The 16,433-nt window shown below is 36.0% G+C and carries 9 protein-coding genes; 1 reads left to right on the plus strand and 8 read right to left on the minus strand.

The window, feature by feature from the left end; all coding sequences use genetic code 11:
• Positions 1-6: 6 nt before the first annotated feature.
• The 8 genes from U6A24_RS20060 to U6A24_RS20095 form a co-directional block, all read right to left on the minus strand.
• A complete protein-coding gene (locus U6A24_RS20060; RefSeq protein ID WP_324181803.1) occupies positions 7-3,636 on the minus strand; it encodes a PorP/SprF family type IX secretion system membrane protein in 3,630 nt (1,209 codons plus the stop codon).
• A gap of 4 nt (positions 3,637-3,640) precedes the next feature.
• On the minus strand, positions 3,641-5,746 hold the full coding sequence (locus U6A24_RS20065) for a T9SS type B sorting domain-containing protein (protein WP_324181804.1): 2,106 nt from the start codon (positions 5,744-5,746) through the stop codon (positions 3,641-3,643).
• 570 nt (positions 5,747-6,316) lie between these two features.
• Positions 6,317-6,847 carry an OmpH family outer membrane protein gene (locus U6A24_RS20070; protein ID WP_324181805.1) on the minus strand — a complete coding sequence of 177 codons (531 nt, stop codon included), beginning with the start codon at positions 6,845-6,847 and terminating at the stop codon, positions 6,317-6,319.
• Positions 6,848-7,076: 229 nt separating this feature from the next.
• Positions 7,077-7,928, minus strand: a complete 852-nt coding sequence (locus U6A24_RS20075) for a class I SAM-dependent methyltransferase (protein ID WP_324181806.1) — start codon at positions 7,926-7,928, stop codon at positions 7,077-7,079.
• A 297-nt stretch (positions 7,929-8,225) separates the two neighbouring features.
• Positions 8,226-8,705 (minus strand): hypothetical protein, encoded by a 480-nt coding sequence (locus U6A24_RS20080; protein ID WP_324181807.1) that lies wholly within the window; start codon positions 8,703-8,705, stop codon positions 8,226-8,228.
• Positions 8,705-10,576: a tRNA uridine-5-carboxymethylaminomethyl(34) synthesis enzyme MnmG gene (mnmG, locus tag U6A24_RS20085; RefSeq protein WP_324181808.1), complete on the minus strand. Its 1,872-nt coding sequence runs from the start codon at positions 10,574-10,576 to the stop codon at positions 8,705-8,707. Before mnmG ends, U6A24_RS20080 begins: the two co-directional genes overlap by 1 nt.
• Before the next feature lie 88 nt (positions 10,577-10,664).
• The gene (ybeY, locus tag U6A24_RS20090; protein WP_324181809.1) at positions 10,665-11,084 is read right to left on the minus strand and encodes an rRNA maturation RNase YbeY; all 420 of its coding nucleotides are present in this window, start codon (positions 11,082-11,084) and stop codon (positions 10,665-10,667) included.
• Positions 11,077-14,517: a DUF4175 family protein gene (locus U6A24_RS20095; protein WP_324181810.1), complete on the minus strand. Its 3,441-nt coding sequence runs from the start codon at positions 14,515-14,517 to the stop codon at positions 11,077-11,079. Before U6A24_RS20095 ends, ybeY begins: the two co-directional genes overlap by 8 nt.
• Before the next feature lie 312 nt (positions 14,518-14,829).
• On the opposite strand from U6A24_RS20095, the gene gltX reads away from it, so the two are divergent.
• Positions 14,830-16,341 carry a glutamate--tRNA ligase gene (gene gltX, locus U6A24_RS20100; protein ID WP_324181811.1) on the plus strand — a complete coding sequence of 504 codons (1,512 nt, stop codon included), beginning with the start codon at positions 14,830-14,832 and terminating at the stop codon, positions 16,339-16,341.
• The last annotated feature ends 92 nt before the right edge of the window (positions 16,342-16,433 follow it).

Here is a 16,433-nt window from a genome sequence, read left to right on the forward strand (position 1 = left end):
TGGGGGTTATTGTATTTTCAATATATATAAATCACCACTGTATGAGTTGTTTACGTTAGAGAACAAGCTCTGTTTTGCTTCATCAAGATTATCAAATCTTTTTAGGTAAACATATATATAATTATCTTTTGGGTTTCTGAAATACTGAGGCTCAAGACCTTGATCTCTTAATTTGGCCATTCCTCTTTCAAAATAGTTCTCTCTCTTGAAAATATTGGTAATTAAGTAATATCCATTTTCAATATTATGGCCTCCGATATACGATAGACTCTCGGTTAATACCGTGTCGTCTTTTACAGTATCTGTAATTAGCTTCGTTTCTTGTAACAAGCGTTTAAACGATTCTACTCTACTCTTGGCGATATGCAGTATCCACATCTCACCGAAGTATCTGTTATCGATATTGCTTAGATATTTTCTTGCCGCTTCATCCTTGTCTGTGTAGCTTTCAATAGCAACATACTGGAATTGATTCTCAGGATTAACAATGATTTGCGAATCATTAAATCCTAAATCTTTTAGTGTACTTGTAAATTTCTCGGCATACGTTCCTCCTTTAAATACGTTACCAATTAGGTAATACCCCTCTGGATAACCAGGAATAAATTTGGTAGCATATTGCGCCTGAGGTCTTGTAGCATCGGCAAACTTCACAAACCTGTTACTAGCGGTTAAACGTTTAGAACTTACAGGGTCCGAATTTTTGGCTTCTTCTGCATCATCGTTCATGTTTACCAGAGATTCTAATAATCTATTAAACCCTCTCTTGTCTACATTAAGACTAGTAGTTAATAACGAATCTCTACGTGCAAATATCTTACTAGACACACGGGCGTTATTGTCTAATTCTTTCTTGATTTCATCAAGGCCTTCTTCATCCTCACTTGATGCGGCCGCTGCTGCCGCTGCCTCTTGACGTCTTCTTTCTTCTTCAGCCAAGCGTGCTGCCTCTGCTGCTGCATCTTCTTTTGCCTGAATTGCCGCGTTAAGTTCTGCGGTCAAGCTTTGCTTATCTGCTTCTGGAAGAATTGTACTTGATTGTACAATTTGAGCCTGGTTTCTAAGCGCATCTAATTCGCCAGTGGCAATAACCTGTCTGGTTTGCGTAATTAACTCTTGTACTTGACGCTGCTCCTCGGCCAAACGGGCTGCTGCCGCTTCTTTCGCTTGGATTGCCGTATTAAGCTCTGCGGTTAAGCTCTGTTTATCAGCCTCCGGAAGAATCGTACTCGCCTGTACAATCTGTGCTTGATTTCTAAGCGCATCCAATTCGCCAGTAGCAATAACCTGTTGGGTCTGCGTGATTAATTCCTGGATCTGACGTTGCTCCTCGGCCAAACGGGCCGCTTCGGCCTCTGCTGCTAATCGTTGCTCTTCAGCCAAGCGCGCTGCCGCCTCTTCTTTTGCTTGGATTGCTGTATTTAATTCTGCAGTCAAACTCTGTTTATCAGCCTCTGGAAGAATTGTACTTGATTGTACAATCTGTGCCTGGTTTCTAAGCGCATCCAATTCGCCAGTAGCAATAACCTGTTGGGTCTGCGTGATTAATTCCTGGATCTGACGTTGCTCCTCGGCCAAACGGGCTGCTTCGGCCTCTGCCGCTAATCGTTGCTCTTCGGCCAAGCGTGCTGCCGCTGTTTCTTTCGCCTGGATCGCCGTATTAAGCTCTGCGGTTAAACTTTGTTTATCTGCTTCTGGAAGGATCGTACTCGCTTGTACAATTTCAGCCTGGCTTCTTAAGGTTGCCAAGTCTCCGCTGGCTACAATCTCTCTGGTCTCTCTAATTAATTGCTGAACGCTACGCTGCTCCTCGGCCAAACGGGCTGCTTCAGCCTCTGCTGCTAATCGTTGCTCTTCGGCCAGGCGTGCTGCCGCATCTTCTTTCGATTGGATTGCTGTATTAAGTTCGGCCGTTAAGCTTTGCATATCAGCCTCCGGAAGAATCGTACTCGCTTGTACAATCTGTGCTTGATTTCTAAGGGCATCCAGATCGCCGGTAGCGATGACCTGTCTGGTTTGTTCTATTAGCTCTTGCACCTTACGATCATCCTCGGCTTGTTGTACTGCTATCTGGCGTTCGATTTCTTTTTGCGCAGCCAATCGCTCCTCTTCAGCTTTCTGTTCGGCTTCTTGGCGTTCTATTTCTTTCTGTGCGGCCAGTCGCTCTTCTTCTTCCTGCTGTTGTGCCGCCTCGGCTTCTCTTGCTTCTTCTTCTGCAGCAATCCTTGCTTCTTCTGTTTCTTGCTCGGTAACTTCTCGTTCAATATCTTTTTGTGCAGCAAGTCTTTCTTCTTCAGCCTTTTGTTCTGCTGTTTGACGTTCTAATTCTTTCTCTGCTGCTAGTCGCTCTTCTTCAGCCTGCTGCTCTGCAACTTGTCGTTCTAATTCTCTTTGCGCAGCCAATTCTTCGGCTTCCTTATTAAGCAGTTTTACTTCTTCTTCACGTTTTAATTCGAGTTCGCTAGCTGCTTTTGCTTCTCTTTCTTTAGCCTCGGCAATAGATCTTTCAAGTTCGCTCATGGCTCTTTGCTCTTGTGTTGGTATTTCGCCATTTTGCTGAAGATCTCTAATAATTCTATTTTGTTCTAATATTTCTTTTTTCAACCTTCTTATTTCAGAATCTCTCTCTTCATAAGCTTTTTGTGTACTGGATTTAGGTCCACTTCTTCTTCCTCTAGGTTTTTCGGTTACAAAATTATAAGCGAGCCCGATCTCATGAGTAGAACCAAAATCGCTGGTATCCCCTAAACCCATTTCATACGTATATCCTACAGAAACATTTTCGGTAATATTACCACCAATACCCACAGATGCTCCATAAAAACTATTATATCCGGCCTGAGCCCAGCCCAATTCGGGTAAGTCTACAATTACATTACCTCCATATCTAAGACTTGAATCAGACTCTGCATCGTCTGCACTGGTAAGCATATTGGCATATGCCATACCACGAATTGTCTTGTCTGAACGTCTTTCTAAACTTGTAGTATACATAACATGACCAGTAAATGCCATGTTGTCGGTGAACAATTCGCTAGCACTTAGGTTATAAGCTGCCAGGTTTACAACCGAAACACCCACATCAAACTCTGCATAGTTAAAGTTAACACCGGGTGTTAATTGAAAAACAGAACTGTTCTCATAATTTAGGATTACCGGGTCGGTAACCTCGACTCCATTGTTTAGCAACGTACTTGTCGCAGAATCTATGTTAGACTTTATTCCACTTTGAGAAAAACCTAGGTTTAATCCAAAAGTGAAGTTCATATCATCGTCCAACTCCAGGTTGTAAGCAAAGTTGGCTATTCCTCCAAAATATCGATAAATACCTTCGTTTTGCTGATGTAAACCTATAGAAACCCCTGTTTTTTCATCAAAATTTGCAGTATAATTTATTAAATATGTTTGCGGATTGTCATTAAAACCGGCCCATTGGGTTTTATTATATACATTAATAGATTTCTTATTTTCTCGAACCAAAGAAAAGGTTGGGTTAAAATAAAATCGATTATACTTTACCAAATTATGGGTGGGAATATCTGTTGGAAGTACACCGTAGGTTGATGTACTTTCGTCTTGTCCCTTAACTTGACTAAGAGATAAACACACTATTAATAAAAGTAATTTTCTGATCATAAAACTATCTCATTACCGTTATCGAACCTTTTCTGACTACGGAATTATTTTTTGTTATTATATAATAATATATCGGATTTTGACCTGAGGATCTTGAATTCTCTAATGGCCAATTGTTCTGATAACCAACTCCTATAAAATCTACCTGTCCACGTGTATCGTATATAGTAACTTCAACATCTTGTTGATTTGCCAATGATGAAGGTAGTATCCATGTATCATTTTGACCCGCACTTCCAAATGGAGTTATAACATTTGGGATGATTTCAGACACACCTACCGGAGTTCCTATTGTAACTGTTGGAGTATCAAACGAACATATTCCTGAAGAGATCCTTACAAAATAAACTCCTTCTTCGGTAACCGTTATTGTGTTTCCGGCACTATCTGAAATCAACTCTTCAACCCCATCAACAACTCTAAACCACTCATAAGAATAGTTTGGATTTTGAATAACCGATAAAACGACAGAACCACTATCCGGTATGGTAGTGGAAGAAGCTTGAATTTCTATATTGGAAGGTATCGTGGTTAACGTGAGTATATTGGATACGATATCTGTAAATTCTCCTGTTATCAAATCTGCCCTGAGCGTATAATTTGCATTTTCTTCGGAGGTGTCCACGTCTAATGTTGTCGTTGTTATCCCCGTGGGCTGATCATCTTTAAACCATTCAAAATTAAAGAGGTCATATTGATTGGGGGTAAGCGATATCTGGGGCGGAGCACCACTACCACTTTGGGTAAAACCAAACATGTCTTTTATTTCGAGTGTGATCGAACTATCTTCACAGGTAAAATCATCAGATGGGCCAATTTCTAATCCAATAGCAACGGGTGAATACACGTTGGTATTGGAGTTTAGCATACTTAAACAACTGTCATCTGCCAAAATATCAATACCATATGTCCCGGGATTACCTATGTCTATCGACACAGTAGGCTCTGTTAAAGTAAGAATCCCGGTAAGTGGGCTTGTATCCCTGAACCATTGAAATGTACTCGTTGCAGGTGAAACCGGAGCATCGGTAGTTACTTCGAGTGTAATTGTTTCTTGTGGTAAAATAATAATATTTTCAAGCAAGGGAACCGTGATTGTCGATCCATCATTAATTACTCTTGCAGGTGCGGTTGTTAACGTACAATCTTCACTATAGGTTACCTGAAGAGTATACATGCCGTCAAAATTATTATCGGGCAGGTCATAAGAAGTATCTGTTGCCCCTTCGATTAAAACATCATCTTTAAACCATTGATATGAATTTCTAAAATCTGTAATGCTAGAATTCAAAGTTTTATTGGTATCCTGCGGACAGAAATTAATACTTGGACCCTCTAAGATACTTACATCATCTGGATCAATAAGTTGAACTGTTAAATTATTTGTTCTGGAAGAAGGAAACTGTGGATTACACGCTCCCAAATTTATCTGAGCATAAAAAACTGCAACTCCACTGGCGTCAAGGTCATTTTGAGTAACATCAAGACTTGATCCTGTTTCATTTGGGATAAGAGTTCCTCCTGGGAAACCTCCTCTAAACCACTGATATTCGAAATCATCTGGATTAACATCGCTGCCATCATCGATATCTGTAGCCGTAATCGAAATAGTACGCACAAAATTGGTTACATTACATAAAATAACATTTTGTGTGTTATTAATTCGTAATGATAAATCATTTCTGTAATAATAAATTGGTATGGGATCCGAACTTGCACTTGGTATTCCGGTTGAAGAAGTAACTACTCGAATTCTATAGTTTTCACTACCTGTGCCTTCGGGGATTTGAACATTTTCAAAACGAATATCTTGTTCGATTGATGTACCGTTATTTGGACCATTGGCTCTAGCCAACTCTACAGGGCTGTCGAATCCTCCTGTTGTGTCTGATAATTCTAAGATAAATTGATTGTCGGAAGGAAGCGCATCACCTGGTGATAAAACGGCAACTACTGTAAAAACATCACCTGGTTCACTACAAACTGTGGAGAGGGGGCCAAAATTATTCACAAATTCTGGTGCCTGAACTGTTCGTTGCGCAAAAAGTTCACAACAATTTATGAACGAAAATGCGCAAATTAGCAATATTAGGTTAAGTTTTTTCTTCATGATATCGCACTTAAATTATGGGTCGATATGCTAATATTAACTTAGCGATTTGGGGCGCTTGTTAATAATATTGTTAATATATTTTTTACCAAGTCATAAAATTATAAATTAAATGTTTATATCAAACTAAAATTTAATGTTTTTTTGTAATAATTTTCTGACCTTTAGTTTATTGCCCCATTTTGGCTGCTGTTTTCCAAAATCTTAAAAACATCTTAATATACATAAATTTTTGTTAATCAGCATTTTGTATTGATCTGAAAAAACCGATTCACCAAGTCACCTAAGCTAAAATCTCCCCCTTTTTTCCTCTTAAAAATGCCCGAAAAGGAAAGATATCTATCCAAATCTTAGAGATTTTTGTGTTTTTTTTACGATGAAAAAAACCCAAAAAAGGCAACTTTTTTCGATTAAGTGTAATAATTCGAATCGAAAATTTGACAACAAATAGACAAAAATCTTAGAAAAATCTCGCACAAATCTTTGCTCATTTCCAGCTGCTTTTAACCAATAAAAAAACCTCGCCGAAAACTTTCAGCGAGGTTATTAAAATTGTATAAAAAAGAGTTACTATTTTTCTTCAGAAGTAACCTCTTTTCCTCCATTTAGCTCTTTGATAATTTCATCAGTTAGGTCCAATTCTTCCTTACCATAAAGGATATTACTTACTTCAGTATCACCATATATATAGGTATACCCATTTTTCTTACCATATTCTTTTATAAAGTCCTTTACTTTAGCAATAATAGAGTCTATTTCCTTTTGGCTTCCTTGTTGAAGTTCCTGCATCTTTTGCTGCTGTTCTCTTTGCAACAATTGCTGTTTCCCCATTAATTCCTGTTCTTTTTTCTCTCTATTCGACTTAGACATAGACTTCATGATATTTTGATACCCTTGTACCTCAATCTGAAACTGTTTTGCCTTTTCTTCGAGCTCTGCACGTACTTCGTTATTTTTTTTTGTCCATTTTTCCTGAGCCGCTTTCATTTCAGTAAAATCAGAAACAACTTTGGTGTTATTAACAAAACCTGTTTTAACGGTTTGTTGATTACAAGAAGCAAGAATTAAAACTGCACTTGCAATCCATAATATTTTTTTCATGTTTCAAAAATTAAGTTCTGGGCAAAAATATCAAAGTTCACTTGATGATGTTCATTAATACCCTCTAAATAATTAATGTATAATAAAAAACAATTGTTTTTATCAAATAAATAGTTAAAATCTATTAAAAAGAGTCGAAAATAAAACGATTTAAGGGCCTTTTAAAAAAAAGCAATGAGATTTAGCTTAACCAGATAAAAAATGCATCAAAACGTCTTTAAAAGAAGAATTACTTCTTTTTTAGTACATAAATATGCGAAGAAAACTCTTTAGTTCGATTTCCTTCTAAATTAGATCGCAAACCAACCGAAAATGCTTTCAAAAAATTCATTTTACCCGTTTTATACTTTTCTGATAACAAGGAAACATAAAAAGAATCAAATTTCATTGGTAAAACGCTTTCCAAATTAAACTTCTCATTCGCAAAAAGTTTTTGTATCGATTTTTTAGAAAAATGCCAAAGATGTCGCGGAACATCATATGCCGCCCAAAAAGATTTATAAAATTGCGCATCATAGGATTTATAGTTCGGTACTGCTATGATTAGATGTCCATTTGGTTTTAAAAGCCGCTTTAGTTCTTTAATTTGACTTTGCAAGTCTGGCACATGTTCTAGAACGTGCCACATGGTAATAACATCAAACGTAGCATCTTTATAATCTTTGGTTTCAGAATCCAAATTCATTTTTTTCTCTTTTGCCAGCTTCCTGGCTTGATCATTTGGTTCTGTTCCAAAAACCAACCAATTCCTGCTTTTTGCAGTCACCAAAAAGTCCCCTGTACCAGCACCGATATCCAAAAGTTTACCAGGACCATTATTTAGTTTAGAAATAAGGGTTACCTTTTTCTTTAGTGAATACACTTTTACTAAATGGTAAAGTTTCTCAAAAACCGAACGCTTCGCATCTGTATGAGAAATATAATCTTCACTTTCATAATATTTACCCAAATCCTGATCCTTTGGTTTTGGAGAAGTAAACAACATATCGTTATTAGAATCATATAGAAGTTGAAAATCTTCTCCAGACACACTATAATCTTTGCAGGTCATAAAAACATTTGCGTTTTGTTTTTCGTTCATTCTTTTTACTAATGCCTTTTTGGAATTAAAAAACTAAGGCAAAAGTATTTCTATTCAGGTCTTTTTCAAAATGTATTCTCTATAAACTGATCAAATATAAACTTAGGATACTAAATTTTGATTTTGTTGAAGTTTGTTGAGTCTTACTTTTATACATTTCCTGCCAAAAAGTAACATTACTCTTTTACACAAATTTTATTCTTCTTGGATGTAGTGACAATTTTGAATTACAAGGTTGCTTTAAGGTCGAAATACTAAATTATACTTATCCTTTTTTTAACATTGTTCCACGTGGAACTATTCTTTGGTTGCATCATAAACTTCAACATTAAGTAATTCACTTAACGCATTTGCCTTGTTTACTGCTTCTTCATATTTATTTGTTTTATACAAGGTAAAATTTTTGTTTCCCGTGAAAAAACGAACTACTATCTTATCATGCTTTTCTTTTGTTCCTAAAGCGCCTATCGCTCCCCAATCATTATCCAATTTAAAAGAAGCCGAAAAAACCGAAACATAATCTGGGAAATCTAAATCCAATTTTGTCTTAAAAAGTATAATGTCAAAAACTGAAAACAATTTTTGATTATTAAAATCGGAATTAATTTTATAGGAAACCGAGAAACCGAAAACAACTATTGAAATCGTAAAAAGCAAAAGTCTTGACAAAAGAGGTTCTGAAATAACTAACAGATACAATACAGAAAAAACCAAAACTATAAAAGAAACTATTTTACCTTTAAGCGCTCTTTCTTGTTTACAGATTATGCTTTTCATTATCTTCCCATATAAACTAAAAGAACCGAAATATCGCTCGGCGACACCCCGCTAATTCTTGATGCCTGTGAAATGGTCGCCGGTCTTATTTTCGACATTTTTTCACAAGCCTCGTAAGACAATGACTTCAATTTTGTATAGTCAAAATTCTCTGGAATCTTAATATCTTCTAGTCGGTTAAGTTTATCAGCATTATTTTTTTCTTTTTCTATATATCCAGAATATTTAACTTGAATCTCTGTTTGCTCTAATATCTCCTTGTCAAGTTTATGTTCACTAATATATTCTTCTACTTTATGAAATTGTCTAACATCTTCAAGTGTTATTTGAGGACGAGCAAATAACTTAAACATCTTTCCGCTTTGTTTAACAGGAGCCGACTTTTTGGCTTCCAAAACTGGATTAGCTTCTTCGGGTAACACACTTGTGTCTTTAAAGAACTGAACGAAATTTTTAGCCTTCTTTTCTTTCTCTTCCATTCTTTTCATTCTATCATCTGAAGCCAAGCCAATTTCATGTGACATCGGCGTTAATCTAAAATCTGCATTATCTTGTCTTAAGAGTGTTCTATATTCTGCTCGCGATGTAAACATTCTATATGGCTCTTCTGTTCCTTTTGTGATCAAATCATCAATTAACACCCCAATATACGCTTCACTTCTTTTAAGAATAAAAGCATCTTTTTCCTGGACTTTCAACGCAGCATTTATTCCTGCAATTAATCCTTGAGAAGCCGCTTCTTCATATCCTGTAGTGCCGTTAATTTGTCCGGCAAAAAACAAACCTGAAACCAATTTGGTTTCGAGTGTATGCGTTAACTGTGTTGGCGGAAAATAATCGTACTCGATTGCATATCCCGGTCTAAAAAACTTTACATTCTCGAATCCAGCTACAGACCTTAATGCTCTAAATTGAACATCCTCTGGTAATGAAGTAGAAAATCCATTTACATAAACCTCGACAGTATTCCAGCCTTCGGGCTCTACAAACATTTGGTGTCTTTCTTTATCTGCAAAGCGATTTATCTTATCCTCTATAGAAGGACAATATCTGGGCCCAATACTTTTTATTCTTCCATTAAACATTGGAGAACGATCAAAACCTTCTCTAAGCAAATCATGCACCTCAGGTGAAGTATATGTCATAAAACAAGATCGCTGCTCTGTAAGCGGTTTTGTCAACGCAGTGTAGCTAAACTTTTCTGGATTCTCATCTCCGGGTTGCTCAATCATTTTTGAAAAATCCAAAGATCTTCCATCAACTCGCGGTGGTGTTCCTGTTTTCATTCTTCCAGAATCAAAGCCTAAACCCACAAGTTGTTCTGTAATTCCCGTTGCAGCTTTTTCACCCGCTCGTCCTCCTCCAAACTGTTTCTCTCCTATATGAATTAACCCATTTAAAAAGGTTCCATTGGTAAGCACAACGGTCTTTGCTTTTACTTCAATTCCTAGAGAGGTTTTCACTCCTTTTATTTCTCCATTCTCTACCAAAAGACCACTGACCATTTCCTGATAAAAATCCACATTAGGTGTTTGTTCTAAAAGCAGTCTCCACTCTTCAGCAAAACGCATTCGGTCACTTTGCACCCTTGGACTCCACATCGCGGGTCCCTTTGACTTATTTAACATTTTAAATTGGATCGCAGTTCTATCACTTACGATACCACTATACCCACCAATCGCATCAATCTCTCTTACAATTTGTCCCTTTGCTATTCCTCCCATTGCGGGATTACAACTCATCTGTGCAATGTTTTGCAAATTCATAGTTATAAGCAAAGTGCTACAACCCAAATTTGCGGCTGACGCCGCGGCTTCACTTCCTGCATGTCCTGCGCCCACGACGATCACATCATATTCCTTCTCAAACATAACTTTCTTTCATTGTTCCACGTGGAACATTATACATTTTTATAATACTATTTTTGTTCCACGTGGAACAAAATATCGGCTTGCTTTTTTATTGTTCCACGTGGAACAATGCCATTTTCTGGTCTTCTTTCCTCCTCATTATCATTTCCTCTTCTTTCGTTTTGTCCTTATATCCACAAAAATGTAACACTCCATGAACCATAACTCTTTTTAATTCTTCATATACGTCTACGCCAAATTCTTTGGCGTTTTCAACCACCCTCTCATACGATATAAAAATATCACCATGCAGTTCATTTCCAATCGTATTATCAAAACTTATAATATCAGTATAAGTGTCATGGTTTAGAAAATCCTGATTAATTTTTAAAAGATATTCATCATCACAAAAGATATAGTTTATATGTCCTTCGTCTTTGTTTTCAGAATTTATTACACTGCCTATCCATGCGGAAAAATCCTTCTCATTTATCGTTTCTATTTCTGTTTCATAAAAAAAACTAATCATGATCTTTCTTGAAATACTCTTGTACCTTTTGTTTGTAATTTTGCCGCAAAGGTAATACTTGTCTATTTAATATCTCAGTAGTATTGAAATATTGTTTTGCCTTCTCGAGCTGTTCCCTAATATCGTTTTCAAACTGAACCTGATTTGTCTTGCTTTCTCTTTTATCTTCTTCTCCCTGTTGCAAGGTTGCATCTTCTAATTTTAACAATTCATGTTTGAGATCTATCATTTTTGAAAGGGTGTTTTCATTAAACCCTTTCTCCAACAATTCTTGCTCTACCTGCTCCATTCTTTTAAGGAGATCACTTCCTATTTTATTACCCAAACCTTCTTCCTTTATTTTATCTTGAAGTGCATTTCTAAGCTGTTGTTGCTCCTTATAGATATTATATAATTCTCCATTCAAGTCCTCATTAAATTGTTCTTCCCGTTCTCCGTTACCTTCACCTTCATTTCCTTTAGAGCCCCCACTTTTTTTCTTGCCTTTTTCCTGAGACTTCTTCCCTTCGTTATCACCACTTTTATCACCTGATTTCTGTTCACCGTTGTCACCTTCCTGACCTTGACTATCGCCTTCTTTTTCCCCTTTCTTTTCACCAGGCCTTTTGCCTTTTTCGGCACCTTCTTTCATCTTTTCATTAAGCTCTTCTTGTTTCTTAATGATATCAGGTAACTGAAATTCATTTTGGCCAGAACCACTTTTCCCCTTACCCGATGCAGACATGCTGTTCTGCATTTGGTCCAAAGTTCTACTCAATAAATACGCCAGGTCGTTGGCACCAGTTATTGTGTACCGTTGATTAGCCGCACCTTGTACAATTTGATTTTCTGCAAGCTTCTCTAATGACTTGTCAATATTAAATTCTATATCTGTAAGCTTTTGTGTAACCTCTTCGGTTATCTGCGGCGTCCTTAACGCCAACGCATATAAACTATCATCGATATGAATGAAATTTTCACGCAGCACACTTTGTCTTTTCAACTTCTCTGAATACGTAGGATTGTCCTTATTTATCTTTTTAAAACCAGTCATGAGATTTTCTTGCTCGAAAGAAAAATCCACCAAGTTGTCCAACACCTGTCGTAGCATTTCCATGTCTTCCATTTGTTGTTCTTCGCCAGACATTTGCATTTGCATACTCATCTTATTGCTCATCTGCTTCATTTTTTGAGCCGCGCTTTTTTGGTTCTTTTTAGCCTCAGGCTTATTCTCCTTTTCTAAATTATCACTTGCTTTTTGTTGCTCCTCATTAATTTCTTTTTCATCTTTTTTGTTCTGATCCAAGCTCATGGGCTTTTTCAAATCTTCATTTTCCTTTCTTAGGTTTTCCATTTCCTTTTGAAACTCCTCAAAACTTTTATTCAGTTCATCCTGCTTTTCTTTTGTATTTTTCTCTTCATTTTGTTTAGATAGTTCCTCCTGTTTTTTTGCTAAATCCTCTAGTGCTTTACTTAGTTTTTCGTGTTTTTCTATCACATAATATCTTTTGGTAAGCTCTAAAAGTTGCTCTAGGTTTTTCTTTACATTTTTATTTTCTTTTGCTAAATCTTCGAGTTTTTCAGTTAATTCTTCTTTTTTAATTTTATCAGAAAGCTTCTCTATTTCTTCTAGCAGTTTTTCATTCTTTCGCAATTTTTCTTCATTCCTTTCCAGTCGTTCTTTAAGTGCATCCTTAAATGGTTCTTCCTCTTCCTTTTTATCAAACTGTTCAAGGTTATCCTTCAGTTTTTTAGAAAAATCTTGCATCATTTTTTCCTGCTGCTTTTGTCTTTTCAAAAAATCCTCAAGTTTCTTCTTATCGTTGAAGTCTAATTCCTTCTTTTCTTTCTGTAATTTACTTAAGCTTTCGAGTTCTTTTTCCTGTTTTTTAAATTTATCCAGTGATTTATCCAGGCCAGAAATTGCTTCATTCTGTTCCTGCAGTAATTTATTCTCCAGTTCCTCTTTTGTGAGTTTAATGAAACTAAAAATCTGGCTTCTTGTGCTCTTATACTTGTTGATTGCATCATTATCAAAAACCTCAAAATAAAACTCATATTCTTTTGCAGCTACTAGATCAAGATCTGATGGAAAAGCATAAATAAACTCATCAAAATTAGAAGCGCTTACCGCCAAATTTTTATACTTCTTTTCGCTTTCATTTTCAATATCGTAATATACCAATCTAAGCTTACTAAGTCCATAATCATCACTTACCCTTCCAAAAAAATACAACGTCTGATTATCCAAAGAATCTTTTTCTGATTTAAGGTTTAGTTCAGGGTACTGATCTTTTACTACATTTAAATTAAATGTGAGATTATCATAGTTCTTTACTTCACTATTGGTAGTGGTTATTTCATAATCCATATTGGAATACAATTTCTTTTCGCTATAAAAAGAGTTATCTTCTTTACGTAGAGATAAGATTGTGTCTTTTGTCTTTATTTCAACCTTATCGGTATTTCTGGTGTAGACCGTCCAGCTTACTTTAGTTCCCTCTGGTATAGTAGCATTTCCAGAACTCTTTAACACTTCATCTCTTTTTCTAGTATAAGCCGGATAATCCAATTTCATTTCAAAATTCAACAAAGCTGGCACAGGAACAACGGATAATTCATAAGGCATAGACGTAACTTCATTCGCGCTGAGCACAAAATCCAATGACTCCCTGGGTTGGATAAATGTATATTCAAACTCGCCAACAGCAGTATTCTTTAGAAAATACACTTCATCATTATAGGCAATAGTAACACTCTCAGGTAAGATCTCTCCGGCTACTCTAACTTTAAGAATATAATCTTTATTTTCAAACGCCTTCAAGTTATTATTCACCAAAAAGAATTCGAATGGCGCCGGAGGTTGATACGCCACCTTATAATTAACTACTCTTTCATAACTATCTGATATCCAACTTGTTTTATTAAATAACACTAAGATCAAAAATAAACCTATCGGTATTGCAGCATATTTCAGATATCTCACATTTCTTTTAATATTTATAGCCAATTTGAACGGTACTGGTCTTAATTGTCCAGATTTCTGTTCAATACTCGCCAAAAGCAATGCCGACGAAGACCCATTATCACTTAACTGTAATAAATTCAGGAGCTTGTCATTAACCTCAGGAAAATGATTACCAATAATAGTAGATGCCTCTTTATAATCAATTCCCTTTGTCAATCTAAATAACTTGGTAATAGGTAATAAAATAAACTTAATAAACAAACCAGATTCGACAACGATAAACAACCAAAATAAAATCGTTCTGCCTATGCTATTGAGCCACAGAAAATTTTCGATCATTAACGTAAGCAAAAAATACAACAACCCTATAGCAAAAAACAGTATGAATCCCTTAATCAATTCATTGACATAATACTTCTTAATAAACTTTTCCAGCTTTCCTTTTATGTGTTCAAAATTATCCATCAAATAGCTTTCCTTTGTCATTAACCTTTAAAACTACGATTTTATTTTCAATACCGTTGTTATAGTTATGATAATTCAGTTTCACCGTATCTAATACATTATCTTGTCTATATTCTTTTATTCCCTTAACAAGGTATCCTTTAGTTATACTAAATCATATCATTCCTCTTACAGCTCTAAGATTAAAACTTCGTAATGTTTCACGTGAAAAATTCATAATCCAAAAAATTAAGAAACCCTAATTTCCCATCCAAATTGGTTTTAATAGCATATATAAGATCGTATCTTTGCCATTCTATTTTGAATACTTTTTTAGTTCGTAAAACATAAATTATGACAAAGAACATTAGGGTTCGCTTTGCTCCTAGTCCAACTGGTCCTCTACACATTGGAGGTGTAAGAACCGCTTTATTTAATTATTTGTTTGCCAAAAAGCGTAATGGTACTTTTATCCTGCGTATCGAAGATACCGATCAAAGCAGGTACGTTCCTGGAGCAGAAGATTATATAAAAGAAGCTCTAGACTGGTGTAATATACCCTATGACGAAGGACCTGGTAAAGAAGGCAATTATGGGCCCTATCGTCAAAGTGAACGTAAACATCTTTACAAACAATATGCAGATCAACTAATAAATAGTGGTAATGCCTACTATGCATTTGATACCGCCGAAGATCTCGATAAACATAGAAAAGAGCATGAAGCTAAAGGCAATACCTTTATATACAATTGGCACAATCGAAAAAAATTAACCAATTCATTGTCATTGTCTTTCGATCAAGTACAACAGCGCATAGCCAATGGAGACTCATATGTTATTAGATTTAAGCCTCCTCAAAACGAAACGCTTCATTTGACAGACGAAATTCGCGGTGACATAAAAATAGAGACCAACATTCTAGACGATAAAATATTATTTAAAAGTGACGGTATGCCAACGTATCATCTTGCTAATATCGTTGATGATCATTTAATGGAAATCTCCCATGTAATACGTGGTGAAGAATGGTTACCTTCTTTAGCTCTACATGTTTTATTATATCGCTCACTAGGCTGGGATGCTCCTCAATTTGCACATCTTCCTCTAATCCTTAAACCTATTGGTAAAGGAAAATTAAGCAAACGCGATGGAGATAAAATGGGATTTCCGGTGTTTCCGTTACAATGGCAAGATCCAAAAACCAATGATATCTCTTCGGGTTATCGAGAAGATGGTTATCTGCCAAAAGCCGTAATAAACATGTTAGCATTTTTAGGTTGGAACCCAGGAACCGAACAAGAAATTTTTTCGCTTCAGGAGTTAATAGAGGAATTTGATCTAAAAAGAGTTAACAAAGCGGGAGCAAAATTTGATCCCGAAAAAACCAAATGGTTTCAACAACAGCACTTACAGCTTACCGATTCTTCTTTACTCTCTAATCACTTTACAAAATTACTTTCAGAAAAGAATATATCTACAGAATTGGACGTAACAAAAATTATTGATGTGGTTAAAGAAAGAGCAACATTTCCCAAAGATCTTTGGGATCTCGCTCAATTCTTTTTTATGGCACCAACCGAGTATGAGGAGAAAGCTGTTAAAAAAGCCTGGAAGGAAGACACACCAATGCTAATGCACGAGTTGGTAAGAATACTAAATGACATTACCGATTTCTCAGAAAACAATGTCTCTAGTATTGTTAAAAGCTGGATTAAAGGCAAAGAGATCGGTTTTGGTAAAATAATGATGCCCCTTCGTATTGCTTTGGTAGGCTCTTTACAAGGGCCAGATTTGTTTTTAATTGCCTCGATGATCGGCAAACAAGAAACAATTAGGAGAATAGAGAATACTATAGAAAAGCTATAGTTTTAAAATACACTAGTATGTTTTGAACCGTTGTTCTTATACAGAACAGCGGTTTTCTATATAGTACATTTTGTAACATTTCTATATCTATA

Origin of the sequence: Aquimarina gracilis, from assembly GCF_035285365.1 — a bacterium.
Taxonomy (GTDB): domain Bacteria; phylum Bacteroidota; class Bacteroidia; order Flavobacteriales; family Flavobacteriaceae; genus Aquimarina; species Aquimarina gracilis.